This is a genomic window from Pseudomonas paraeruginosa PA7 (assembly GCF_000017205.1).
In the GTDB taxonomy this organism is placed as follows: Bacteria; Pseudomonadota; Gammaproteobacteria; order Pseudomonadales; family Pseudomonadaceae; genus Pseudomonas; species Pseudomonas paraeruginosa.
In genome coordinates, this window is the sequence record NC_009656.1 from 2,490,878 (window position 1) to 2,511,460 (window position 20,583).

Here is a 20,583-nt window from a genome sequence, read left to right on the forward strand (position 1 = left end):
GCCGGTCAGGCGCTGACCACCCGGTTGCGTCCGCCACGCTTGGCCTCGTACAGCGCCGCATCGGCGCGGGCGAGCGACCGCTCCAGTTCCTCGGCGTGCCTGGCCAGGGTGCAGCCGGCGCTGATGGTCATCGTTACAGGGGTGCCGGCGCAATCGATGGGCGTCGCTTCCATCAGTTCCCGGATGCGATTGGCGACGACGCTCAACTCGAGGTGGTCGCGGACCCGTACCAGCGCCACGAACTCTTCGCCGCCGAAGCGCGCCAGGAGGTCCTCCGGGCGTAGCGCCGCGCGCAGTCGCGAGGCCGCCTCGCGAAGGACGGTGTCGCCGGCCTTGTGTCCGTAGGTGTCGTTGATGCGTTTGAAGTGGTCGATGTCGCTGTAGATGATGCCGGCGTTCTGCTCGTTGGCCTGCGCCAGTTCCAGTTCATGCCGATGCAATGCATCGAAGCCGGCCCGGTTCCACAGTTGGGTAAGGGGATCGAGCAGCGACCTGCGTTGCTCTCGGCCGATTTCCTGGCGCAGGAAACGAGTATGTTCGGTGAGGCTGCGAAGCTGCAGATAGCCTTCGGCCAGGATCGACAGGCGCTTGAACTGGCGACTTTCCCGCAGGTCCAGCAGGCGCGGAGCCGGATCGAGCAGGCAGAGCGTGCCGATGGCCTGGCCATTGCTGGCGTGCAGGGGTTCGCCTGCATAGAAGCGGATGAAGGGCGGTCCGCTGACCAATGGGTTGTCGTGGAAGCGCGGATCCTTGGAGGCGTCCGTCACCATCAGCGGCTCGCTGGCCAGGATGGCATGGGCGCAGAACGACAGGTCGCGAGGTGTCTGCTCGACATCCAGACCGGTGCGGGCCTTGAACCACTGGCGGTCGTGGTCGATCAGGCTGACCAACACGGTCTTCACCGCGAAGGTTTCCCGCGCCAGTTCCACCAGGGCATCCAGGTAATGTTCGGCGGGCGTATCGACCACCGCCATGTCGTCGAGAGCCTTCTGGCGCAAGGTTTCATCGGGGGGGATGGGGCAGGCGAGCATATTGGATCCTGGGCGGCGGGGGAGACTTTCGGTATAGCCGCCAGAAAACGCAAAGGCCAGTCATGGAGGCCAAGGCAGGCGCGTGGCGGTCGGAAAGGGCGAAAAAAATCCCGGCCGCATGGAGCAGGCCGGGAAAGGATCCAGGGATGTACAGCGCCCACAGCTTATGTCGGTGGCGGCTTCTGCGAAGCTGCGCGATCTGGTAGGCGCCGTTTTCGCGTCGATGTGTGACCGGCTTCGCCGACTATTCTGGCAAGTACGTCTGGCAAGTGCGGTCGCGAGCTAATAGCATTTGCGGGTTTTATTCGATCTGGGTGAATGCGTGCAGGAAATCTATTCGGAAGAAGAAATGCGCAAGGCCCTGGGCCTTGTCGAAACACGGCCGAAAAAGGCCCGGGCGGAGGCCAGTCAGCCGGTCCGCTACACCATAGTCGAACTCAGCGTGCGCAAGGGCGGGGCGGGGTTGCCGCTGCGTTTCGAGCATCGCTCGCGTTCCATCAGCAAGGTCACCGCGCAGCTCGAGGCGGAGAAGGAAGCCAAGCGCCTGGGCTACCAGGTCTGGGCGTTGCTGGATATCCGGCAGATCTGAGCGGGAGCCGGCGCGGCATTGTCCCGGTCGAGCTCTGGCTGCTAAGGTGCGCAGCCCATCGACACAGGAGTCCGGAATATGGAATTGACGATCTTCCAGGTTGACGCCTTCGCCGAGGGGCCCTTCCAGGGCAATCCGGCGGCGGTCTGCCCGCTGGAGGCCTGGCTGGACGACGAGCGCCTGCAGGCTATCGCCGCAGAGAACAATCTTTCGGAAACCGCCTATGTCGTCGGCCGCGACGGCGACTACCAGTTGCGCTGGTTCACCCCGCAGGTCGAAGTGGACCTGTGCGGCCATGCGACCCTGGCCACGGCCTGGGTGCTGATCCACAAGCTCGGCGACAGTTCCCCGGTGCTGCGCTTCGCCACCCGTAGCGGCGAGCTGCGCGTGCGCCGCGACGGCGAACGCCTGGCGATGGATTTCCCGGCCAGGCAGCCACAGCCCTGCGCGGCGCCGGCTGGATTGCTGGAGGCGCTGGGCATCGCCGAGGCCGAGGTACTGAAGACCGACGACTACCTGGTGGTGGTCGGCGACGAGGACGCGGTCGCCGCGCTGGCGCCCGACTTCGCCCGCCTGAAGGGCCTGCCCTGCCGTGGCGTGGCTGTCACCGCGCGAAGCCGGCGCTTCGATTTCGTCTCGCGCTGGTTCGGTCCCAACGTCGGCGTAAACGAGGACCCCGTCACCGGTTCCGCGCACACCTCGCTGGCGCCGTACTGGGCGCAGCGACTGGGCAAGACCCGACTGAGCGCCGAGCAGGGCGGGGCACGCAAGGGCCGCCTGGAGTGCGAGGTGCTCGGCGAGCGGGTGGTCATTTCCGGCACGGCGGCGCTGTACATGAGCGGCACGCTCTATCTCTGACCCCGGGAGCGTGGTGATGGCGACACCGCAAGTTGGCGTGGGCGTCCTGATCATGCGCGGCGGCCGGGTCCTGCTCGGACGCCGCAAGGGCAGCCATGGCGCGGGTAGCTGGTCGGCGCCGGGCGGGCACCTGGAGTTCGGCGAGACGCCGGAGGACTGCGCGCGACGCGAGGCCCTGGAAGAAACCGGCCTGGCGCTGAGCGATCTGCGCCATGGTCCGTTCAGCAACGATCTGTTCGAAGGCCGTCACTACCTCACCGTGTTCATCCTCGCCGCCTGCGCGGAAGACGCGCAGGCGCAGGTCATGGAACCGGACAAGTGCGAGGGCTGGGCCTGGTTCGACTGGGACGATCTGCCACAACCGCTGTTCGCGCCGCTGGCGAGCCTGCGCCAGCGAGGCTACTCGCCCTTCGCTGCGGGGCGCTGAACGGCGGGCAAAAAAAATCCCGACCGCGGGGGAGCTGGTCGGGAAATACCCTTGGGGTTCGCACACACCCTGAGCATAGGCCAGTGCGCAACGGCGGCAAGAGGAGCCTGTTCGAACTGCTAGGCCGCCGCGCCGTCGGCCTGGGCGCGAGTCGCTCGACGAAGGGGATGCCGTGCTGGCCGGCCCGGGAAAGGCCATGTCGAGGGCGGCCTCGGCGAGCATTGCACAACTGCAATGTTCGCCGGTTACCATCAGGCTTTCCCTCCCGAGGTGCGCCCATGAACGTCCATCATCTCGAACTCGCCAGGGCCCTGCTGGTGTTCTCCCTGGCCGTCGCCAGCCTGGTGGTCGGGCTCATGCCGATGGAGTTCTGAGCGCCACAGGCTCCATCTTCCGGGCTTTCCCGGTCTTCGAGTGGTTTCCGGCGTTGCGCCGGTTTAGGATGCGCGGGTATTCGGCGCCGCTTCGCTTGTCCGGCGCCGGAACTGAGCATTGCTCGAACCAGAACGAGATCGAAGGTGCGTCGTCACGGCGACGCCCGGCCTGATGATAGATGGAGGCAACATGAGCGCGGCTCAGCAAGGCATTCTCACCCCGATTCCGGTGGTGGGTCGCTACCTGTTTTTCAGCATTTCCCAACCCGAGCTGGTGGCCGCGACCCTGGCCCGTCTGGCCGAGGCCACCGACGGTTTCCAGCTGGTGGTGGGTATCGGTCATTCGCTGATGCTCAGCCTCGGCAAGCGCGTCGAGGGCATGAAGGACTACCCGATCGTTCCCGTCGCCGGCCTCGATCTGCCGTCCACGCCGTCGGCGCTGTGGTGCTGGCTGCGCGGCGAGGACCGCGGCGAGGTAACGTTGCGTTCGCACGCGCTGGAGCGCCTGCTGGCGCCGGCCTTCGAGCGGACCGCCGCGGTGGATGCATTCCTCTATGGCGAGGACCGCGATCTCTCCGGCTACAAGGATGGCACCGAGAATCCCAAGGGTGATGCGGCGCTCGAGGCCGCGCTGGTCGCGGGGCGCGGCGCCGGCCTGGATGGCGGCAGCTTCGTCGCCGTCCAGCAGTGGCTGCATGACTTCGACCGGATGCAGGCGATTCCCGGCGCGGAGATGGACAACATCATCGGCCGTCGCAAGTCCGACGACGAAGAGCTGGAAGACGCGCCGGCCTATGCCCACGTCAAGCGCACCGAGCAGGAAAGCTTCGAGCCCGCCGCCTTCCTCCTGCGTCGTGGCGCGCCCTGGTCCGACGCGAACCGCGCGGGCCTGTTGTTCGCCGCCTTCGGCCACTCGTTCGAAGCCTTCGAGGTCCAGTGGCTGCGGATGGTCGGCGTGGAAGACGGGGTGCTCGATGGCCTGTTCCGCTTCACCCGGCCGATCAGTGGCAGCTACTTCTGGTGTCCGCCGATGGCCGGCGGCCGCCTCGACCTTTCCGCGCTGGGACTCTGAGTCCGTGGAGGCGGCCCGGTGCGGGCCGCCTCCGCTTCCCTCGCGTCGGTCAGGCGCTGGCCAGCGCCGCTTCGTCGATCAACGCCGCCACTTCCTTCGGCCGCGACGCCAGCGAGGCATGGCTGGCGTCGAGGGTGATGATCTTCTTCGGCGCGATCCGGGCCGCCATCCGTTCCTGGTTGGCCGGCGCGATCATGCGGTCGGCGCTGGAGACCTGGTACCAGGACGGCTTGTTCTTCCACGCCGGGGTGCCGATGGTATCGCCGAAGGTGCTGGCCAGCGGCGCCTTCTGGGTGACGCCCATGACCAGCCCCTCGTCGGCGTCGAGGTCCTGGCAGAAACTTTCGTGGAACTTGTCGGCCTTCACCCAGAGGTAGCCGTCGCTGTCCGGCTCCAGGTTCGGCGCGGCCTGGGGCAGGTGCTCCTGGGTAATCGCGCCGGGGCTTTCGCCGCTGTCGGGAGCGAAGGCGGCGATGTAGACCAGACCGACCACGTTCGGCTGGTTGCCGGCCTCGGTGATCACCGCGCCGCCATAGGAATGGCCGACCAGCAGGACCGGACCGTCCTGCTGCGCGATCATCTTGCGCGTGCGCTCGGCATCGTCGGCCAGGGAAGTCAGGGGCAGTTCCACGGCATGCAGCCTGTGGTGGCCGAGGCGCTTGAGCTCGAGGATGACCTTGCTCCAGTGGGCGGCGCCGCCCCAGAAACCGTGGACCAGGATGATCGTAGGCAGGTTGCTCATCGTAGTGCTCCCGTATGGGTGAGGATGGCTTGCCATGGGTCATGGCACGAAGAGCATACGGGGCGGGAAGGCATGCGCGATAGCGGGGGAACGATGGCGTTCGTCGAAAAAGCACAACTGCGCGTTCCGGTAGGAGACGACCTGCCGGTGTAGCGCTATGTTGCAGGTCCGGACCCGGCCGATCGGGTTGTCGCGACGGGCATGGAGGGGTGATCGGTCGGTCGGGTTCGCGTCTTTTCCAGGTGCATGAATCTGAAAAAATCTTGCTTCTTGCCATCCAGAAGGAGCGCGGCGGGTAGATTTGCCTCCGAATCCTTCACCTTCTACCCGATCATGGAAAAAGCTCTGAAACTGGCGTCATGCCTCTACGGTCTGCTGATCGTGCTCAGTCTGCTGATGGTCGCCTTCCTCAGCCAGTTTCCGTTCCTGCTCAGTTCGGGGGTGGAAAACCTCTCGATGTCGATCCTGCCGCTGCTGATCCCGCTGATGGTCGGGCTGGTGGTCTGCGAGGCAGTGCGGGCGGTGGTGCCGAAGAAGCGCAGCTAGCCGGTCGGCTTCAGCGCCCGCGGATGCGCTGGCGGCGCAACTGGTACTGCTCGTAGGGCAGGCCCTGGCGGTTCAGCTCCTCCAACTGGCGTTCGCTGGCGCTGCGGGAAAACGATTCCTCGACCAGCGAATTCGGAGCGGAGGGTTGTGCGCAGGCGCTGAGCAGCAGCACACCCAGGAACAGGGCGAGGCGTGGCATGCGACCTCCATGCGCGACGAAGAGGGGTGGAAAAAAAGGCCATTACCAAGCGGGGGGAGGGTTGGTAATGGCCTGTACAAGGGACATTTGCCAGGCCTTGGGGATCTGGCGAAAGAGACGATATCAAGCGCCAATTTGATTAGCCAGCTAACAGAATGGAATGAAGTTTTGCTACTGGCGTAACAATTCTGTCCGAATCGTCATTCGTGCGTCACCGCCGGGACAGAGCGGTTTCGGCAGACTGCGGGGGAATCGTCGAAGGAGGTCCGCCGTGGACGATACGCTCAGGTTCGCCTCGCGCTTGTGCAAGCTCATCGTGGTCGCCAGCTTCCTGCTGGTGGCGATCGCCAGCCTCTGCCTGTGGTGGACGGGACAGGCCTACGAGTATGCGGCGCTGGCGTTTTTCCCGTTTGCCGTGCCGATGCTGTTGCTGATCATGGTCTGCGACCTGCTGGCGGCCCTGGGCGGCAGGCACCGCTGAGCGGCCGGGCTGGCTAGCGCTTTCAGCTAGGCGGATGTCGACTCCAGACAACCGGCACACTGCACATGGCCCTATGGTGGGGCATTCATCCACTGCCTCCCCGGAGCGACCATGTCAGATTTCATCACCGTACTGCGCGATACCTGTCCCGTACCCGTGCTGGATGCCACCAGGTGGAAGCGGATCGGCGGCGATCCGCATACCGTCAACCTCAACGCATACGCCTCGGCGGACGGCAGCAAGCTGATGGGCACCTGGATTTGTACGCCGGGCAAATGGGAGGTGAACTACGAACGCTGGGAGTTCTGCCACTTCCTCGACGGCTACTGCATCATCACCCCGGAAGGCGAGCAGCCGGTGCACCTCAGGGCGGGCGACGTGTTCGTCATCGAACCGGGCCTGCGTGGCACCTGGGAGGTGGTGGAGACGGTGCGCAAGTACTTCGTCTTCGCCTGACGCCAAGCGCCGGCCCGGAGCGCCTCAGTCCTGGTGGACGATGCGGCGGATGGTGCCGCCGCAGGACTGGTAGCAGCTGCGGTACTCGTCCTGGCAATCGTCGCCGAAGTCGAAGTTGCGTTGCGGGTAGGGGCAGGATTTGCGCTTTTTCTTGTCGCTGTTCTGCATGCAGTAGTTGTAGGCGCTGGTCTGCGCCTGGTAGAGCGCCTCGTCCTGGCGCTGCTGGAGCTTGGCCAGGGTCTTGCACTGGCGTTTCTCCGCGTTGCACTGGCTGACGCAGTGCAGGCCGGCCTCGCTGGACGGCGGAATGTAGGAGTAGCTGACGCTGGGGCCGCAGCCGCCGAGCAGCAGGCCGAGGAGGAGGAGAAGGAATTTCCGGAACGGCATTGCGCAATCGATAACCAGTAGCAAACGAGATCGGATGCTATCACCGGGTGGTCGGTCGCGTGGGCTGTCGCCGCATAAGGTTGAACTCGCGCACGAAACGCATAAAAAAGAAAACCCCGGGCCAGAGGCCCGGGGTTCTCGCCGCGCTTGCGGGATCGATCAGAACACGCTGAACGGATACTCGACGAAGGCGCGGATTTCGTTGCCGTCGTCGTTGTACGAGCGGGCATCGTTGGAAACGCGCAGGAACGAGCTGCGCAGACGCAGGGTGAGGTCCTTGGCCGGACCGCTCTGCACCACGTACTGGACCTGGTTGAAGATCTCGCGCTCCTTGCCGTTGCTGGTCTCGGCGGTCTTGATGTTGTCGCCGCGCACGTAGGCTACGCGGTAGGTCAGGCCGGGCACGCCGTACTTGGCGAAGTCCAGGGCGTAGCTGACCTGCCAGGAGCGCTCGTCCTCGGCGTTGAAGTCCGACCAGTAGGAGTTGGCCAGCCAGATGGTGGTGCCGCCGTCGCCGATGCCGCCGGCGTTCTGGTACCAGCCGTAGTTGTAGCCGGTATCGCCGGTGTTGCGCTGGTGGGCGATCATGAAGGTGTGGGCGTCGATGGTGTAGGACGCCGCCAGGCTCCAGATCTTGTTGTCGCGGTTGCCGTTGAAGTTCTGGTCGGCGAAGTCGCTGTCCAGCTTGGTGCGGTAGCCGTTGAAGTCGAAGTTCAGCGACTGGTCGGCCTGCAGCGGGATGGTGTAGTTCAGGTTGATGTACTGTTTCTTCAGTACGTCCTCGACGTCGGAAGCGTACAGCGAGGCGTTGAAGTGGTCGGTGAAGGCGTACTTGCCGCCGAACACGTTGATGCTCTTCAGGCCGCCGCTGTCGCGCCCTTCGGCGCTCTTGCGGGACTCCGCGGTGAAGCGACCGGCGTTCAGCTCCAGGCCCTCGATCTCCTTGGAAGTGATCAGGGTGCCGCTGTAGCTTTCCGGCAGCAGGCGCGAGTTGTCGTAGCTGAGGACCGGCAGGCTGGGCATCTGGTCACCGTACTTGAGCACGGTGTTGGAGATGCGGAACTTCACCGCCGCGCCGCCCTTGGACAGGTCGTCCGCCGCGGAGCCGCTGTCGCCCTGCTTGAAGAAGTCGATGCCGGCCGCGCCGCTACGACCCTTGCCGCCGTCCAGGCGGACCGCGTACAGGCCGAACACGTCGACACCGACGCCCACCGTCCCCTGGGTGAAGCCGGAGGTGAAGGTGGCAGTGGCGGCCTGACCCCATTCGGCCTTGTCCTGCCGGCCGTGCTTGTAGTCACGGCTGATATAGCCATTGCGGAAGAACAGATCGAGGTGGCTGTCCTCGACAAACCCCTTTGCTGCTTCTTGGTCATTGGCCATCGCCTGGCTTGCCGTCGCGATGCCCAGTGCCAGCAGGCAAATCCTTTTCTTCAACATCTTATTGTTCCTGGTTGTTGGCTTGATGTGCGCTGAATTTTCAGGAAGCGCAAGGTTCGAAGTGCACGGGAGTCATTTGTCCCATTTACCGTGCGTGGCGGTTCTGGTTTCTTGTTTCTCCCGTTGGCGGCGCAACAATACCAGAACATTGTTCGAACCAAGAAAGCTTCGAGTCATTTGCTAATAACCAAAGTGCAATGAAATACCGGCTGATAGGCTCTGAATCGGGGTTTGCCGGATCGCTTCGTCATGTTCCCGCAATATCAACCTTATCGATAAGTACCATGCCTCGAAGTCGCTGCAGTTCTCGCTTTTGCCGGTGATACCGTCGAATCGTGAACGGATCGACAAAGAGGAACATGGCATGAAACTCCTCATCGCAGTATTCGCGGCCCTGGCGCTGAGCGCCTGCGCGACGCCGCAACAACCCGGAAGCGAGGCCGCGGCGCTGTCCGCCCATAGCGCAAAGGCGCCGCAGGAATACGCCGCCTGCGTGTTGCCCAAGTGGCAGCGCCAGGCGCCCGGCGTGACGCTGGTGGAGGAGGGTGGCGGCTATCGCCTGGCCGATGCCGGCCAGTGGCTGGAAGTGCGGCCGGCGGAGCGGGGCAGCCTGGTCAGGGTCCACGACCGGCAGGCCTGGGTGACCCGTGGCGCCTTCATCGATGCGGCCAGGAGTTGCTCCTGAAGCGCACGGGCGGATGAAAAGAGCTCCGGCCCCCCTAGCATGAAGTGTCCGGAGCTCTACGGCCGCAAACGGAGGATGGCCGCGACTCGATCATCGGCCTCGGCGCCCGCCCGCGCTTGACCGAGATCAAGCCAGGGGCGCCCGCGCAGTGGTCTGTTCGGCGATTCGCGAGCTTCTTCTCGTTTTTTCTGTGACGAGGTTGCGTTTCGCCTCATGCGGGGCGGGTGGCGAGCATTCCCACCAATTCCAGGGCGGCCTTCCGCAATGGCTGGTTCTTCAACCAGATGGCGTGGACCGGCAGCTTCAGCTCGTTCTTGGTATTCCTGAAATCCAGCCGGACCAGCCTTCCCTCCGCGAGCAAGGGCGCGACCCGGGACAACGGGAAGTTGCCCCAGCCGATCCCGGCCTCGACCATTTCCAGCGCCGTGGCCAGGCTGTCGGTACGCCAGCAGGTGGCGGAGATCAGCGGGCGGGTGTCGGCCAGCGGCAGGTCGCAGCTGGCCACCAGGATCTGCCGGAGGTTCACCAGTTCCTCCAGGTACAACGCACGGTCCGGTCTCTGCAGGGCCGGGTGGCGTGGCGAGATGGTCGCCACCAGTGACTCCGCGCCGACGTACTGGAAGCGCTCCTGCGGGTTCACGCTGACCCCGGCGAACGCCAGGCACAGGCTGACGCGGCCGGCATGGAGGAGCGCCAGGACATCGTCCCGGGGCGCGTTGAGCACCTCGATGTCGAGCAACGGATAGCGCTCCGCCAGGGTGCGGATGGCGCCGAACAGCCGGTCGGTGGCGATGTCCGGCACCACGCCGAGCGACAGGCGGCTTTCCAGTCCCTGCGAGAGTTCCACCGCATGCACCTGCAACTGGGTGAGTTGCTCGGCGATCTTCCGCGCCTGTGGCGCCAGCGCCTGGGCCAGCGGCGTGGGGCGGACCTCGCGATGGGTGCGCTCGAAGAGGGCGAAGCCCAACTCGGCCTCCAGGTTGGCGATGCCCATGCTCACCGCCGAGGGCACCTTGCCCAGGGCGCGGGCGGCGGCGGAAAAGGAGCCGCGCTCGAGCACGGCGAGAAAGAGTTGGATGGTATCGCTGGAAAAGTTCATGGCAGCTCTCCTTTCAATAAATCTGAAAGCTGTTGACTTTTTCTGTCAAGAAAACAGATCCAACCTTGCGCTCCCATACCGCCGTGACCGCAAGAGAGGACGATGTGCAGGGCATCAAGCGCAAACTGGTCTACGTGACCGCCTACGAACTGATCGGGATGAGCATCTCCACCCTGGGGCTGGCCTTGCTCGCCGGGTCGACGCCGACCACCACCGGCCCGCTGGCGGTGGTGATCACCACCGTCGCGGTGACCTGGAACTTCATCTACAACTGCCTGTTCGAGTTCTGGGAGAAGCGCCAGGCCGTACGTGGCCGCAGCGTCGCCCGGCGGGTGGCGCACGCGGTCGGCTTCCAGCTGACCCTAGTGGTTTACCTGATACCGCTGATCGCCTGGTGGATGGGCATTTCCCTGCTGCAGGCGTTCTGGCTGGACCTCGCGCTGATCATCCTGATCCCGTGCTACACCTTCCTCTTCAACTGGGCGTTCGACCGCCTGTTCGGCCTGCCGGCGTCCGCCTTGCCGGCCGGCGGGACGGCAGCGGTCTGAGGATTTTCTTTCGCCAGCGCCATTCAGGCTCGCCTTGCCCGGGCGAAATCGCCTACCTTAGACGGACGTGCGCTGTGGTGACGGTTCAGGGAGGATATGCGACCGCAAGCCATGAAGGACCGGCCCGTCGATGACGGGCAGGGCATTTCGATGAACGGGTTGGGGTCTTTATGCGGAATTTGGGGATGCTACTGGCGGCTGTCCTGCTGGCGGGTTGTTCGACATCGACACCCTCGCTCGACGAGACGGACCAGGTGCCGAAGGAACGTCTGTACAACTACCAGTTCCGCGACGACGGCGACGCTTTCCTGGTGGTGTCCCGCGACCGCGAGTTCCTCGGCAGTGTCTGCAATACCCGGTTGATCATCGACAGCCGCCTGGCCGCCGAGATCCAGGCCGGCGAAAGCGCGCGCTTCCGCCTGCCGGCGGGCCTGCGCGTGGTGTCGGTGCAGGGCGACGGGATCTGCCGTGGCGATGCGCCCCGGCAGGTGGTGCATGTGCAGGATGGGCAGACCACGCACTACCGGATCACCGTGGACTCCGGCCTGAACATCGGCCTGGTGCCGGGCTGAGGCCGGCGCAACGAAAAAAGCCGCCCGCGGGCGGCTTTTTCATGGGCGGCCGGATTATTCGCTGAGTGCCTTCTCGACTTTCTCGGACGCAGACCAGATCCGGTAGCGGACCTCCACGTCCTTCGGCGCGTAGATCACGATCGGCAGCTTGCTGTTGTAGCGCAGCAGGAAGCCCTCGCCGACCACCGGGACGAAGCGCTGTTCCTTCTTCTGTCCCGGGCAGGCCATCAGCGTGCTCATCGGCCCGCTGACCTTGTCCAGGCGGTAGTAGGAGTAGCCCCAGCCTTCCAGGGTATGTTCTTCCAGCTCGCCGTCCAGGCGCTGCTGGTTGCAGTCGGCCTCGAGGGTCTTGCCGGCGATGATCTCGACCTTGAACGCGTCTTCCGCGTCCTGCTTCGGCAGATGGATGACCTGGCGGGTGAAGCCGGCGTCGGCTTTCGGGTAGGGAACCTTTTCATCCAGTTTGGCGGCCAGGGCGGTGCTGGAAAGAGCGGCAACGCCGGCGGCGATCAGTAGTGCTTTCATGTCCTTGAGGTTCTCCTTGCAGGTAACGCGAGCAGGGTAAGACAGCGGGACACGGGTGAAAAGTTCAGTGCGGAACGTAACCGGATGTTCCATGTCCTGGGTCAGCGGGATGGCGGGCTTGGCCGGCGTGCGGGCAAAAAAAAGACCATCTGCGGGGGGAGGGGCGATGGTCTTCAAAGGAGCGTCGGGGACTTGGGGTTCTCCGACGCCGCTACGATCTCATGACGTCCCGGCGGGGGAAAATGCTTTGGGCTGATAGTGGCTATCGATGCCGATGACTTGTAATTCCCTGCCGATTCGTAGCAAGTCCCGCGAGATAGAGCACTCAGCGGCTCAATTGCAGGGCCAGTTCGTCGACCTGCTCGGCCCAGTCGGAATCCTCCGCCAAGGCCTCGCGGAGGAAGCTGGCCTGGGCCGGGTTCCAGAACGGTGCGTCGGGCAGCGCGGTGCCTTGCTCGAGGTGATGCCCGGCGAGAAAGGCGAGGATCTCTTCCCGGCCCGCCGGCAGCCCCAACTGGCGGAACAGGTTGGAAAAGGTGTGCGGGCTGGTGTCCATGGGAAGGTTCTCCGGAGTCGATGTTTCCACCCACTATAGCCCCCGGCGACGCTGTGGCCGTGGGCGGTTCCGGGGTGGGTAATTTTGTCGCAGATGAAACAGTCTGTTGTGCGCAGCGCGCTTCATGGCGGCGGGGGGCGTGATTATCCTTAGCATGCTAATGATAATCGGAGTCAGCCTATGTCCAGAATCGAAGTCGCCGTGCTGGTGGGTACGTCCGTTCCCGAATCGCTTCGCAGCAAGGGATTGCTGGCCTGTTGGATCCTGTTGGTCGATGGCGCCATGTGGGCCGGACCGTTCGCCAGCCGGGACGAGGCGGAAGCCCTGAAGGGCACCTGGGAACTGAGCTGGCCGCTGGAGGCGGCGATCTCCGCCTGAGAAGCTTCCCCTGCCTTGTCGGAAAGCCCGCCGAGCGCGGGCTTTCCGTTGTCTGCGGGGACGCCTAGCGGCGGCCCACCAGCAGACCGAGCAGGAAGCCCGCGCCGGCCGAGACGGCGATGGTCTGCCACGGATGATCCTCGACGTATTCCTCGGTCGCCTCGGCGGCCGCCTGGCTGCGGCGCAACACGTCGCGGCGGGCACGCTCCATGGCGTCGCGGCCGCGATGCAGCACGGAACTGATCTGCTCGCGCAGGTTCGCACCCTCCTTGCCGGCCAGGCTGCCGTTGCCGCTCATCAACTGGTCGACCTCGGCGATCAGGTCCTGCAGTTCGGCCATCGCCTGGTCCTGGATGGCCTGCTTGGCGCGGGCGGAACGGGTTTTCAGGGTCATGTAGGTCTCCTTGGCGAAGATGGGTACCCAGGTATTGAGTCGCCCGCTTCGCTGAAAGTTGCACGGCATCGACGGCGCCGCGCACCGGTTGCTTCTTCAGGCCGCCCCGGCAGCGCCGAGCAGGTGGCGGTCGAGATCGATCGCCTCGCCAGCCTTGAGTTTCAGACGCCGACGCAGGTCGTCGAACATCGCGTCGTACTCGCGCCGCTGGCGCACGATCGGCCCTTGCCGCAAGCGCAGGCCGTGGCGCCGGGCCACGCGGCTGGCGCGGCTGGCGAAATGCACGGCGGCGTCGCGCGGCAGTTCGAAGCTGTCGCGGAACGGCTGGCCGTCGATCCGCCCCTCCATGTCGAAGTGCACCGCTACCGGGCGCGCGTCGGCCTCGAGGATCCGGTAGCGCAGATGGATATCGAACGCCTGGCGGTCGACTTCGCTGGCCGAGGCGAGATGCAGATGGCCGGGAACGAACATGGCCTGCCTCCTTTGCGGATGAGCGGGAAATACCCTTGCCTGCCAGGGTATGCTTCGCCCGCCGCGGGACGGCTGTCCCAGGTCAGTGTTTTTCCAGGCAGGAGCGGACGCGATGGTCGCGGGAGCGTTTGGGTGTTGAGCGACGGCTGGGCTTGCGCCGGGCTGTTCCTTTCCGCGTTCGGCTCGGCGACCCTGTTGCCGCTGCAGTCGGAAACGGTGCTGGCCGCGCTGCTCCTGCGCGGCGGCCAGCCGGTGGCGTTGCTGCTGGTCCTGGCGATCGTCGGCAACGTGCTCGGCTCCTGGGTCAACTGGTGGCTCGGCCGCTATCTCGAACACTTTCGCGGGCGCCGCTGGTTCCCGGTCGGCGAAGCGCAACTGCTCAGGGCGCAGCGACACTATCACCGCTACGGGCGCTGGACCTTGCTGCTGAGCTGGGTGCCGGTCATCGGCGACCCGCTGACCCTGGTGGCTGGCATCATGCGCGAGCCGTGCTGGAGCTTCCTGGCGATCGTCGGCCTGGCCAAGACCCTGCGCTACCTGGCCCTGGCCGCGCTGGTGCTGGGCTGGGCCGGCTGAGCGCTTCGTCGGCGAGGGCAGAACTATTTTTCGCGGGGCAATGTCCATTGCTGCGAGGCGTAACTGCCGCCTCACCGCCCCCGGGGCCTTTAGTTGCCGCTGTGGTCCCGGGGGCTTTCCCTATCGGTCGAACGCTGCGAGGTGTGGAATGAGGCGAGTCGCCGCCGGATTGCTGGCCTGTGCGTTGCTCGGCGCGACGCCGGCCGGAGCCTCCACTGCCGAGGCCTGGCAGGCGCACGACGCCGCGGTGCTCGCCGCCTGCCTGAAGGCCAGCGGCTTGCGCCAGGCACGCCCGGTGGGGCAGGTGCTGCCCTTCGACGATGAGGTGGGCTACTCGGCGCTGCTCCTGCAGGGCCGCTATCCGCAACCGCACATGCAAGGCCGCCAGGGCCGCGAGTTGTGTCTCTATCGGCGCGCCACCGGCAAGGCCAGCGTCAGCGAGGCCGACGTCTTGCTCAAGCCTTGAGTTCGGGGTCGTCGTTGTCCGGCAGCTCGCGCTCGCCAGGGTCCTTGCCATCCTTCGAATGGTGCTCGATCACCGCGTTCAGTTCGGCGCCGAACAGCACCACCGCCGCCGACAGGTAGAAGTACAGCAGCAAGATGATGATCGCGCCGATGCTGCCGTACATGGCGTTGTAGTTGGCGAAGTTCTTCACGTAGAAGCCGTAGGCGAGGGACGCGCCGATCCAGGCGATCACCGAGAGCACCGAGCCGGGGGTGATGAAGCGGAAGCGCTGCTCGACGTCCGGCACCAGGTAGTAGAACAGCGCCACCGCCAGCATCAGCAGGAACACCGCCAGCGGCCAGCGCAACCAGGTCCAGAGGGTCACCAGGTACTGCTCCAGGCCGACCAGGCTGGCGATCCAGGCGATCACCTGCGGCCCGGTGACCATCAACCCGGCCGCCACCAGCAGTAACAGGGCTATACCGAGGGTGTAGAGGATCGACAGCGAGAAGCGCTTCCACACCGGACGGCTCTCCTTCACGTCATAGGCGGCGTTGAGCGCGATCATCATCGAGCGGATGCCCGCCGAGGAGGTCCACAGGGCCACCGCGATACCGATCGACAGCAGGCCGCCTTTCTGCTGCTGTAGCTGGTCGATCACCGGGTTGACCTGGTCCATCGCCTCCGGCGGCAGCAGCAGCGCCGCCTGCTCGCGCAGCCAGGCGAAGAACTCGGGCAGGTGCAGGTAGCCGACCAGGGTGATCAGCACCAGCAGGAACGGGAACAGCGAGAACAGCATCTGGTAGGCGAGGGCCGAGGCGTAGGTCGGCATGTCGTCCTCGAGGAACTCGTTCACGGTGCGCTTGACCAGGCCGAACAGGCCGATTTCCCGATACGCCGTGCGGAACATTCGATCTCCTTGCCGTCTGCTTGCCGGCGGCGGGTCGAGCCTCGAGGTCGCGCGCCGCCAGCGGTTTTCCATTGGGTGAAATTCCCCGCGTCCTTTCTGGGACGCCGTAGGGGACGGATTGGTTCGTCGCCACCGTCATCATTCGGTCGCATCCGCCAGCCAGACTGCGGCTGCCCGCCGCGCGGCGGGCTGCCGACCAACGTCTCAGAAACGGAGCGCACCATGTCTGTCGACCTGAAGAAAATCGCCGCTGCCTTTCCCGAGTTCCAGTTGTCCAGCAAGAGCCGCCACGACGGTGCGCAGTTGCTGCAGTTGCAGGCCGCCGACGGCCGCTACGTCGCCCGAACCATCCCTTCGCCGCAGCTCAGCGCGCCGCCGGAAACCGAATGGCTGATCCGCAGCATCCGCCGCGAATTGGCCGTGCCGGGCATGGAAATGGCGACGGCGTCGCGCTGAGGTTTTTCGCCGGCGCCGCCCATGGTGCGATAATCCCGTCTTTCGATACAGGCTGACGGGAAGGCAATGAAGCGCGAGAAGGTTCGGGACAGGCAGGCGGCCGGCAAGATCACGGCGACCCACATCATCGCCAATCCGACGTTGGCGAGGGAGTGGATCGTATTCTTCAAGAAGGATGGCGGGCGCAGCTACTTCCTGGTCGACGAGAACGACGAAGTGACGTCGTTCCGCCGGCTGGACGATGCGGTCAAGGAACTGCGCGGGCTGGGCATCAAGTTCGCCGAGATCCATCTCTAGGCGCATGGTCGCGCGGGCCCCACTGGCCAGCCTTGCGCGCCCGCGCTTCTTCCTCGGCGAACTGGTACTGGCCGCGCGCCTCGGGCGTCTGGCCGCTGTCCGGCGCGTCGCGCCAACTGGCCAGGCCAATGGTCAGCAGGGCCAGCCCGGCATCCAGGGTATGCCCGCAGGCGGGGCAGTCGGCCGGGGTGACCCAGGCCGCGCCGAGGATGCGGAAGCGCGCGTCGCGGCCTTGCTCGCGGATGGTCGCCGGCTTGCCCAGCAGCATCCCCTCCAGGGCTTGCCGGGCGCGTTGCCGCCACGGTTGCGCGGCGGGCAGCTCGATGGCGTTGAGGCGAACGCTCAGCGCCTTGTCCGCGCCGGGCGGGCGGCAGCCCAGGCTGGCGTCGTCGTGCACCGCCACCACCGTGCAGTCGAAGCGGCGTTCCTCGGCGTCGACGGAGAACGCCAGCAGCATGGCGCAGAGCGGCAGCAGGGCGAGGGTACGGAAGATCATGGGCTACTCCGGCGGGGTCAGCGTCGACGCGAGGATAGGTTGCTGCAGGTCGCCAGGTCCACCGGCCCGACGTAGGGATTGCCCCAGCCCATCACGCAACCGACCATGTGGTTGCGCTGGCGCTCCCAGGTCTGCGGCGGGTACTGCTTGTGCCAGGCGTTGTACAACTGGCGGTCCTGCTTCGACAGGCGCAGGCCGTAGCGGTCGCTCATGTAGAAGTAGGTGCGGGCGATCATCCCGCGGATCTGCGGGCGCGGCATCGCCTTGCGCGCCTTGAAGTCCACCACCATCGGGCAGGCGCCGTACTGCCGGGGCTTCTGCGGCAGCCAGCCGAAGCCGAAGTTGCTGCGGTCGCCGTTGACCTCGCCGATGCTCGGCACCAGGTTGTGCAGGTCGGCCTCGGCGCGCTGGTAGGTGCTGTCGTGGCGGGCGCAATTGCTCCTCCCGCCGTTCTGCCAGCAGCGCCGCTGGTGCCCGATCACCCAGGCCGGGACGATGTGCTCCCACTCGATGCGTCGCGCGCGGTTGGCGTTTTTCCGCGGCTTGTAGCCGCAGCTGGCGAGGTCGACGCGGTTCCCCGAATAGCGGCAGCCGCAGTAGAACTCCACGGATTGCCGGGCGTAGAGCTTCCAGCCGATCTTCTTCGCTTCGGAGAAGGTGCGCGGGGCGTTGGCCTGGCTGGCGCTGGCGAGGAGGAGGGCGAAAAGGCCTACAAACAAACGGGAAAGCATGCGGCAACTTCCAAAAAATTCCGCATGTTACTGATTTTGCAGGAGATGCCAATCATGGCCAGTCCATGGCCAGGCATCGATGGCGTTTGCGCATTGTGCTGCGTTCACGCGACGAATAGTATGCGTTCCATATATGTTCCGTATTCGAGGTGCCGCGTGGGCCTGGTGAAGATTTCCGAGCAGTTGCACGAAGAGGCGCGCATCGCCTGCAAGGCCATGTCGCGTTCGATCAATGCCCAGGCCGAGCACTGGATGCGCGTCGGCATGCTGGTCGAGGCCAATCCCGGGATGACCTACGCCCAGGTGCTGCGCCAACTGATGGACGAGGCGCGCGAAAGCGACCGTCGCGAGCAGGCCGCGGCGAGGGTCTCGGGATGATCAAGACGGCGGAGGAGATCCAGCGCATGAGCGTGGCCGGCGCGCTCACCGCGAAAGTCCTCGAGGCCCTCGACGAGGTGGTGCGGCCGGGCATCAGCACGGCGGAGATCGACCGCTTCTGCGAGCGCTACATCGTCGACACCCTCGCGGCGATCCCCGGCAGCAAGGGGCAGTACGGCTACCCGTTCACGGTGAACACCTCGGTCAACGACGTGGTCTGCCATGGCTGGCCGTCGGCGCAGCGGATCCTCCGCGACGGCGATATCGTCAACGTCGACGTCACGGTGATCAAGGACGGCTATTTCGGCGACAGCAGCAAGATGTACCGGGTCGGCGCCATCGACCGCCAGGCGCAGAAGCTGCTCGACGTCACCCGCGAATGCCTGTACCGGGCGATCCGCGTGGTGCGCCCGGATGCCACCCTCGGCGACATCGGCCATGCGATCCAGAGCCATGCCGAGTCCAACGGCTACTCGGTGGTCCGTGAATACTGCGGCCACGGCATCGGCCGCAAGATGCACGAGGCGCCCCAGGTCCTGCACTTCGGCCGCGCCGGCGCGGGGGCGCGGCTGAAGGCCGGGATGACCTTCACCATCGAGCCGATGATCAACCAGGGCGGCCACGCGGTGAAGCTGCACAAGGACGGCTGGACCGTGACCACTCGTGACCGCCGCCTGTCGGCCCAGTACGAGCACACCGTGCTGGTCACCGAGCGCGGTTGCCGGGTCCTGACCCTGCGCGAAGAAGAGCGCGAGGCGCTGGCCGACCTGGCTGGCTGAGCGTCGCCCGGGCTGGTTACACTGCGGCGACTTTTCCGAAGGGAGGCTGACGGGTGTCCGGCAGGCGTTTTGGCGAATTCGAACTGCGCGCGACCTGGCTGCGCGAGGACAGCGGCTATCTGGCCGAGATTGAGATAACCAGCATCGACGATGGTCGTACCGAATGGCTGGTGCTGCCCGGCCAGCCGCCCTGCGAGAGCCCGGCGGCGGCGTTGTCGCTGGCGGAGGCGGCGCTATACCGGGTGCGTGGCTTCGATGCGCGGGGGCGGCCGCTGTTTTCCGAATGAGTCTGCTGGCAAATCGCATGATGCATTTCGCACGATCTTGCAGTTTGCACGGGCCGCTTCGCTTTTTATGATTTCAACCTGTTGATTTTATTGGTTTTTCATTTTTCGTGAGGCTGGCATGAAAGCTGCCACCTTTCCCCATGTTGCGGCTGCGGCCGAATCCTCGCAGTCGGTTTTCATGCAAGAGGGGAGAAACGATCATGGAAAAGTCCATCAAGATGCTGTTCGACGCCTTCCAGGCCACCTTTGCCGTCTCCACCCAGATGCGTCCGGACGGCGGCGCCCTGCTGACCCTGCGCAACGGCGAAGAGATCGTGACCCGTCGCGTGGTGTCTGCCGCCCAGTTGGCCGACGAGAAACGCATGTACTGGTTCATCAATGCCGTGCGCCGTGACCTGGCCCTGGAGGCGGGGAGCCTGCCTGTGGACGTCGTCGGGACCCTGCGCCGGCTGCAGGAGCGCGGCCTGCCGAGCTACATCGCGGGCTGACGGTTCGTCCGGAATCCTGGCGGAGATCGCCGGCGGGCCGGACGAGAGTGCTAGAGTGAAGAGCGCAAGGGGCTGGTCGAGGACCGACCGGCCCCCTTTCGCGTCGAGGGCTGTGGCCGTTCGGCGCTTCGGCAGGTCGCCGCGGAACGATGCAGGATCGTTCCGGTCGGCATCAGGGATGAAAGGACTGACAGGAGTCGGGATGCTGCGTTACGTCGTGGGTTTTCTCGCATTCACCGTGCTGGCGGCTTATCTGCTGCTGGGAGTTTCCCAGCACGCCTTCCTGCCCTGACAGGACGGCGCCTTCAGCTGCGCTGTGGCAGCGCCTGCGCGGGCCGTTCGGCAGCAGGCGTGTGCGCCCGGCGGGCCTTGCGCTGCAGGCGCGCGCGCCGACGCGGCACGCGCAGGAAAGCCCACAGGGTGACGCCGGCGAGACCTAGCCAGGCGAGGATCAGCAAAGTGACAAAGGATTCGGGAGTCATGGTTCGTCCTCCTCTTGCCCAAGGATAGACCTTCCGGGCAGGGGAATTACTGCAACCGCTCTTCGACCAAGGTCGGTGGCGCGCTCAGTCGGCGCCGGCGCCGACCAGCGCCAGGCAGCCGGTGAGGCTGGTCAGCAGGGGCAGGGCGAGCAGGAACGCCAGCCACACGGTTTCCATGCGCAGCAGCGTAGCGCCGAGGAACAGCGCGACCAGGAGGATGGTCATGAGCAGGGCGGTCCAGCCGAAGTACATGGCGAAGTTGTCGATGCCCAGGCCCAGCCCCCAACCCAGTAGCACGGCCCAGACCCCGGCCAGCGCCAGACCGAGGGCCAGCATGCTCGCCAGAGTGCCGGCGGACGGGGCATGCAGCGGGTGGTTGCGGAATAGCTCGTAGAAGATCGGCGTATTCATCGGCGTCACCTCCGCAGGGG

Annotated in this window: 35 protein-coding genes; 19 read left to right on the forward strand and 16 right to left on the reverse strand. The window is 65.5% G+C overall.

The annotated features are described in order from the left end of the window. Positions 1-5: 5 nt before the first annotated feature. Positions 6-1,031 (reverse strand): diguanylate cyclase, encoded by a 1,026-nt coding sequence (locus PSPA7_RS11815; RefSeq protein WP_003153004.1) that lies wholly within the window; start codon positions 1,029-1,031, stop codon positions 6-8. A gap of 349 nt (positions 1,032-1,380) precedes the next feature. Here PSPA7_RS11815 and PSPA7_RS11820 point away from each other — a divergent pair, with 349 nt between their 5' ends. The 4 genes from PSPA7_RS11820 (at position 1,381) to PSPA7_RS11835 (ending at position 4,351) form a co-directional block, all read left to right on the forward strand. Beyond that, positions 1,381-1,620: a hypothetical protein gene (locus tag PSPA7_RS11820; protein WP_033998134.1), complete on the forward strand. Its 240-nt coding sequence runs from the start codon at positions 1,381-1,383 to the stop codon at positions 1,618-1,620. A 78-nt stretch (positions 1,621-1,698) separates the two neighbouring features. Then, positions 1,699-2,478, forward strand: coding sequence for a PhzF family protein (locus PSPA7_RS11825; protein WP_012075376.1), 780 nt, complete (start codon positions 1,699-1,701; stop codon positions 2,476-2,478). Between the two features lie 16 nt (positions 2,479-2,494). After that, entirely contained in the window at positions 2,495-2,905 is a 411-nt protein-coding gene (locus tag PSPA7_RS11830; RefSeq protein ID WP_003152997.1) for a nucleotide triphosphate diphosphatase NUDT15, read from the forward strand. A gap of 546 nt (positions 2,906-3,451) precedes the next feature. Continuing rightward, entirely contained in the window at positions 3,452-4,351 is a 900-nt protein-coding gene (locus tag PSPA7_RS11835) for a Dyp-type peroxidase (RefSeq protein ID WP_074197211.1), read from the forward strand. A gap of 49 nt (positions 4,352-4,400) precedes the next feature. Here PSPA7_RS11835 and PSPA7_RS11840 read toward each other — a convergent pair whose 3' ends face one another. Further along, positions 4,401-5,093, reverse strand: a complete 693-nt coding sequence (locus PSPA7_RS11840; protein ID WP_003152990.1) for an alpha/beta hydrolase — start codon at positions 5,091-5,093, stop codon at positions 4,401-4,403. A 333-nt stretch (positions 5,094-5,426) separates the two neighbouring features. Here PSPA7_RS11840 and PSPA7_RS11845 point away from each other — a divergent pair, with 333 nt between their 5' ends. Next, on the forward strand, positions 5,427-5,639 hold the full coding sequence (locus PSPA7_RS11845) for a hypothetical protein (RefSeq protein ID WP_003152988.1): 213 nt from the start codon (positions 5,427-5,429) through the stop codon (positions 5,637-5,639). A gap of 10 nt (positions 5,640-5,649) precedes the next feature. Here the strand turns inward: PSPA7_RS11845 and PSPA7_RS11850 are convergent, their stop codons facing one another. After that, complete coding sequence (locus PSPA7_RS11850; protein ID WP_003152987.1) at positions 5,650-5,838, reverse strand: hypothetical protein; 189 nt, start codon at positions 5,836-5,838, stop codon at positions 5,650-5,652. A 271-nt stretch (positions 5,839-6,109) separates the two neighbouring features. Here PSPA7_RS11850 and PSPA7_RS11855 point away from each other — a divergent pair, with 271 nt between their 5' ends. Continuing rightward, complete coding sequence (locus tag PSPA7_RS11855) at positions 6,110-6,319, forward strand: hypothetical protein (protein WP_003152985.1); 210 nt, start codon at positions 6,110-6,112, stop codon at positions 6,317-6,319. Between the two features lie 111 nt (positions 6,320-6,430). After that, positions 6,431-6,775 (forward strand): cupin domain-containing protein, encoded by a 345-nt coding sequence (locus PSPA7_RS11860; protein WP_003152983.1) that lies wholly within the window; start codon positions 6,431-6,433, stop codon positions 6,773-6,775. Between the two features lie 24 nt (positions 6,776-6,799). On the opposite strand, the gene PSPA7_RS11865 is transcribed toward PSPA7_RS11860, so the two are convergent. Together PSPA7_RS11865 and PSPA7_RS11870 are read right to left on the reverse strand one after the other, a co-directional pair. Then, on the reverse strand, positions 6,800-7,162 hold the full coding sequence (locus PSPA7_RS11865) for an Aq_678 family protein (RefSeq protein ID WP_012075380.1): 363 nt from the start codon (positions 7,160-7,162) through the stop codon (positions 6,800-6,802). Between the two features lie 159 nt (positions 7,163-7,321). Further along, on the reverse strand, positions 7,322-8,599 hold the full coding sequence (locus tag PSPA7_RS11870) for an OprD family porin (protein ID WP_003152979.1): 1,278 nt from the start codon (positions 8,597-8,599) through the stop codon (positions 7,322-7,324). Between the two features lie 364 nt (positions 8,600-8,963). Here PSPA7_RS11870 and PSPA7_RS11875 point away from each other — a divergent pair, with 364 nt between their 5' ends. After that, on the forward strand, positions 8,964-9,284 hold the full coding sequence (locus PSPA7_RS11875; protein WP_012075381.1) for a hypothetical protein: 321 nt from the start codon (positions 8,964-8,966) through the stop codon (positions 9,282-9,284). Positions 9,285-9,495: 211 nt separating this feature from the next. Here PSPA7_RS11875 and PSPA7_RS11880 read toward each other — a convergent pair whose 3' ends face one another. Then, positions 9,496-10,383, reverse strand: coding sequence for a LysR family transcriptional regulator (locus PSPA7_RS11880; RefSeq protein WP_003152975.1), 888 nt, complete (start codon positions 10,381-10,383; stop codon positions 9,496-9,498). A gap of 104 nt (positions 10,384-10,487) precedes the next feature. Between PSPA7_RS11880 and PSPA7_RS11885 the strand changes: the two genes are divergently transcribed. Next, positions 10,488-10,931, forward strand: coding sequence for a PACE efflux transporter (locus PSPA7_RS11885; RefSeq protein WP_003152971.1), 444 nt, complete (start codon positions 10,488-10,490; stop codon positions 10,929-10,931). 185 nt (positions 10,932-11,116) lie between these two features. Beyond that, positions 11,117-11,503, forward strand: coding sequence for a hypothetical protein (locus tag PSPA7_RS11890; RefSeq protein WP_003152969.1), 387 nt, complete (start codon positions 11,117-11,119; stop codon positions 11,501-11,503). Between the two features lie 54 nt (positions 11,504-11,557). Here the strand turns inward: PSPA7_RS11890 and eco are convergent, their stop codons facing one another. Beyond that, positions 11,558-12,073 carry a serine protease inhibitor ecotin gene (gene eco, locus PSPA7_RS11895; protein WP_228380093.1) on the reverse strand — a complete coding sequence of 172 codons (516 nt, stop codon included), beginning with the start codon at positions 12,071-12,073 and terminating at the stop codon, positions 11,558-11,560. A 280-nt stretch (positions 12,074-12,353) separates the two neighbouring features. Beyond that, positions 12,354-12,584, reverse strand: coding sequence for a DUF2789 domain-containing protein (locus tag PSPA7_RS11900; RefSeq protein ID WP_003152965.1), 231 nt, complete (start codon positions 12,582-12,584; stop codon positions 12,354-12,356). 180 nt (positions 12,585-12,764) lie between these two features. Here PSPA7_RS11900 and PSPA7_RS11905 point away from each other — a divergent pair, with 180 nt between their 5' ends. Further along, on the forward strand, positions 12,765-12,962 hold the full coding sequence (locus tag PSPA7_RS11905; protein ID WP_012075384.1) for a hypothetical protein: 198 nt from the start codon (positions 12,765-12,767) through the stop codon (positions 12,960-12,962). Between the two features lie 64 nt (positions 12,963-13,026). On the opposite strand, the gene PSPA7_RS11910 is transcribed toward PSPA7_RS11905, so the two are convergent. Both PSPA7_RS11910 and PSPA7_RS11915 read right to left on the reverse strand, forming a co-directional pair. Then, a complete protein-coding gene (locus tag PSPA7_RS11910; protein ID WP_003152962.1) occupies positions 13,027-13,356 on the reverse strand; it encodes an ElaB/YgaM/YqjD family protein in 330 nt (109 codons plus the stop codon). A gap of 96 nt (positions 13,357-13,452) precedes the next feature. Then, a complete protein-coding gene (locus PSPA7_RS11915; RefSeq protein WP_012075385.1) occupies positions 13,453-13,827 on the reverse strand; it encodes a DUF5064 family protein in 375 nt (124 codons plus the stop codon). A 132-nt stretch (positions 13,828-13,959) separates the two neighbouring features. Here PSPA7_RS11915 and PSPA7_RS11920 point away from each other — a divergent pair, with 132 nt between their 5' ends. Beyond that, complete coding sequence (locus tag PSPA7_RS11920; RefSeq protein WP_003154884.1) at positions 13,960-14,403, forward strand: YqaA family protein; 444 nt, start codon at positions 13,960-13,962, stop codon at positions 14,401-14,403. Between the two features lie 148 nt (positions 14,404-14,551). Continuing rightward, positions 14,552-14,869, forward strand: coding sequence for a hypothetical protein (locus PSPA7_RS11925; RefSeq protein WP_012075386.1), 318 nt, complete (start codon positions 14,552-14,554; stop codon positions 14,867-14,869). Here the strand turns inward: PSPA7_RS11925 and PSPA7_RS11930 are convergent. Further along, a complete protein-coding gene (locus PSPA7_RS11930; RefSeq protein WP_012075387.1) occupies positions 14,859-15,758 on the reverse strand; it encodes a YihY/virulence factor BrkB family protein in 900 nt (299 codons plus the stop codon). The genes PSPA7_RS11925 and PSPA7_RS11930 overlap by 11 nt on opposite strands. Before the next feature lie 222 nt (positions 15,759-15,980). Here PSPA7_RS11930 and PSPA7_RS11935 point away from each other — a divergent pair, with 222 nt between their 5' ends. After that, positions 15,981-16,214, forward strand: coding sequence for a DUF3509 domain-containing protein (locus PSPA7_RS11935; RefSeq protein ID WP_003154879.1), 234 nt, complete (start codon positions 15,981-15,983; stop codon positions 16,212-16,214). Positions 16,215-16,280: 66 nt separating this feature from the next. Beyond that, entirely contained in the window at positions 16,281-16,511 is a 231-nt protein-coding gene (locus PSPA7_RS11940) for a hypothetical protein (protein WP_003154877.1), read from the forward strand. On the opposite strand, the gene PSPA7_RS11945 is transcribed toward PSPA7_RS11940, so the two are convergent. Beyond that, positions 16,486-17,007, reverse strand: coding sequence for a thermonuclease family protein (locus PSPA7_RS11945; protein ID WP_003154874.1), 522 nt, complete (start codon positions 17,005-17,007; stop codon positions 16,486-16,488). The genes PSPA7_RS11940 and PSPA7_RS11945 overlap by 26 nt on opposite strands. 17 nt (positions 17,008-17,024) lie before the next feature. Then, a complete protein-coding gene (locus PSPA7_RS11950; protein WP_012075388.1) occupies positions 17,025-17,738 on the reverse strand; it encodes an endonuclease in 714 nt (237 codons plus the stop codon). Between the two features lie 156 nt (positions 17,739-17,894). Here PSPA7_RS11950 and PSPA7_RS11955 point away from each other — a divergent pair, with 156 nt between their 5' ends. From PSPA7_RS11955 to PSPA7_RS11965, 3 genes are read left to right on the forward strand one after another with little or no spacing between them, the layout of a single operon-like run. Then, complete coding sequence (locus PSPA7_RS11955; protein ID WP_012075389.1) at positions 17,895-18,116, forward strand: ParD-like family protein; 222 nt, start codon at positions 17,895-17,897, stop codon at positions 18,114-18,116. Further along, positions 18,113-18,895: a type I methionyl aminopeptidase gene (gene map / locus PSPA7_RS11960; RefSeq protein ID WP_012075390.1), complete on the forward strand. Its 783-nt coding sequence runs from the start codon at positions 18,113-18,115 to the stop codon at positions 18,893-18,895. The genes PSPA7_RS11955 and map overlap by 4 nt, the downstream gene beginning before the upstream one ends. Before the next feature lie 53 nt (positions 18,896-18,948). Then, complete coding sequence (locus PSPA7_RS11965; RefSeq protein WP_012075391.1) at positions 18,949-19,182, forward strand: hypothetical protein; 234 nt, start codon at positions 18,949-18,951, stop codon at positions 19,180-19,182. 73 nt (positions 19,183-19,255) lie between these two features. Here the strand turns inward: PSPA7_RS11965 and PSPA7_RS32805 are convergent, their stop codons facing one another. Further along, positions 19,256-19,384: a hypothetical protein gene (locus PSPA7_RS32805; protein ID WP_012075392.1), complete on the reverse strand. Its 129-nt coding sequence runs from the start codon at positions 19,382-19,384 to the stop codon at positions 19,256-19,258. On the opposite strand from PSPA7_RS32805, the gene PSPA7_RS11970 reads away from it, so the two are divergent. Beyond that, on the forward strand, positions 19,383-19,670 hold the full coding sequence (locus PSPA7_RS11970) for a DUF3509 domain-containing protein (RefSeq protein WP_012075393.1): 288 nt from the start codon (positions 19,383-19,385) through the stop codon (positions 19,668-19,670). The genes PSPA7_RS32805 and PSPA7_RS11970 overlap by 2 nt on opposite strands. A 305-nt stretch (positions 19,671-19,975) precedes the next feature. Here PSPA7_RS11970 and PSPA7_RS11975 read toward each other — a convergent pair whose 3' ends face one another. Both PSPA7_RS11975 and PSPA7_RS11980 read right to left on the reverse strand, forming a co-directional pair. Then, on the reverse strand, positions 19,976-20,152 hold the full coding sequence (locus PSPA7_RS11975) for a hypothetical protein (protein ID WP_012075395.1): 177 nt from the start codon (positions 20,150-20,152) through the stop codon (positions 19,976-19,978). An 84-nt stretch (positions 20,153-20,236) separates the two neighbouring features. After that, positions 20,237-20,563 carry a hypothetical protein gene (locus PSPA7_RS11980; RefSeq protein ID WP_012075396.1) on the reverse strand — a complete coding sequence of 109 codons (327 nt, stop codon included), beginning with the start codon at positions 20,561-20,563 and terminating at the stop codon, positions 20,237-20,239. Positions 20,564-20,583: the final 20 nt, after the last annotated feature.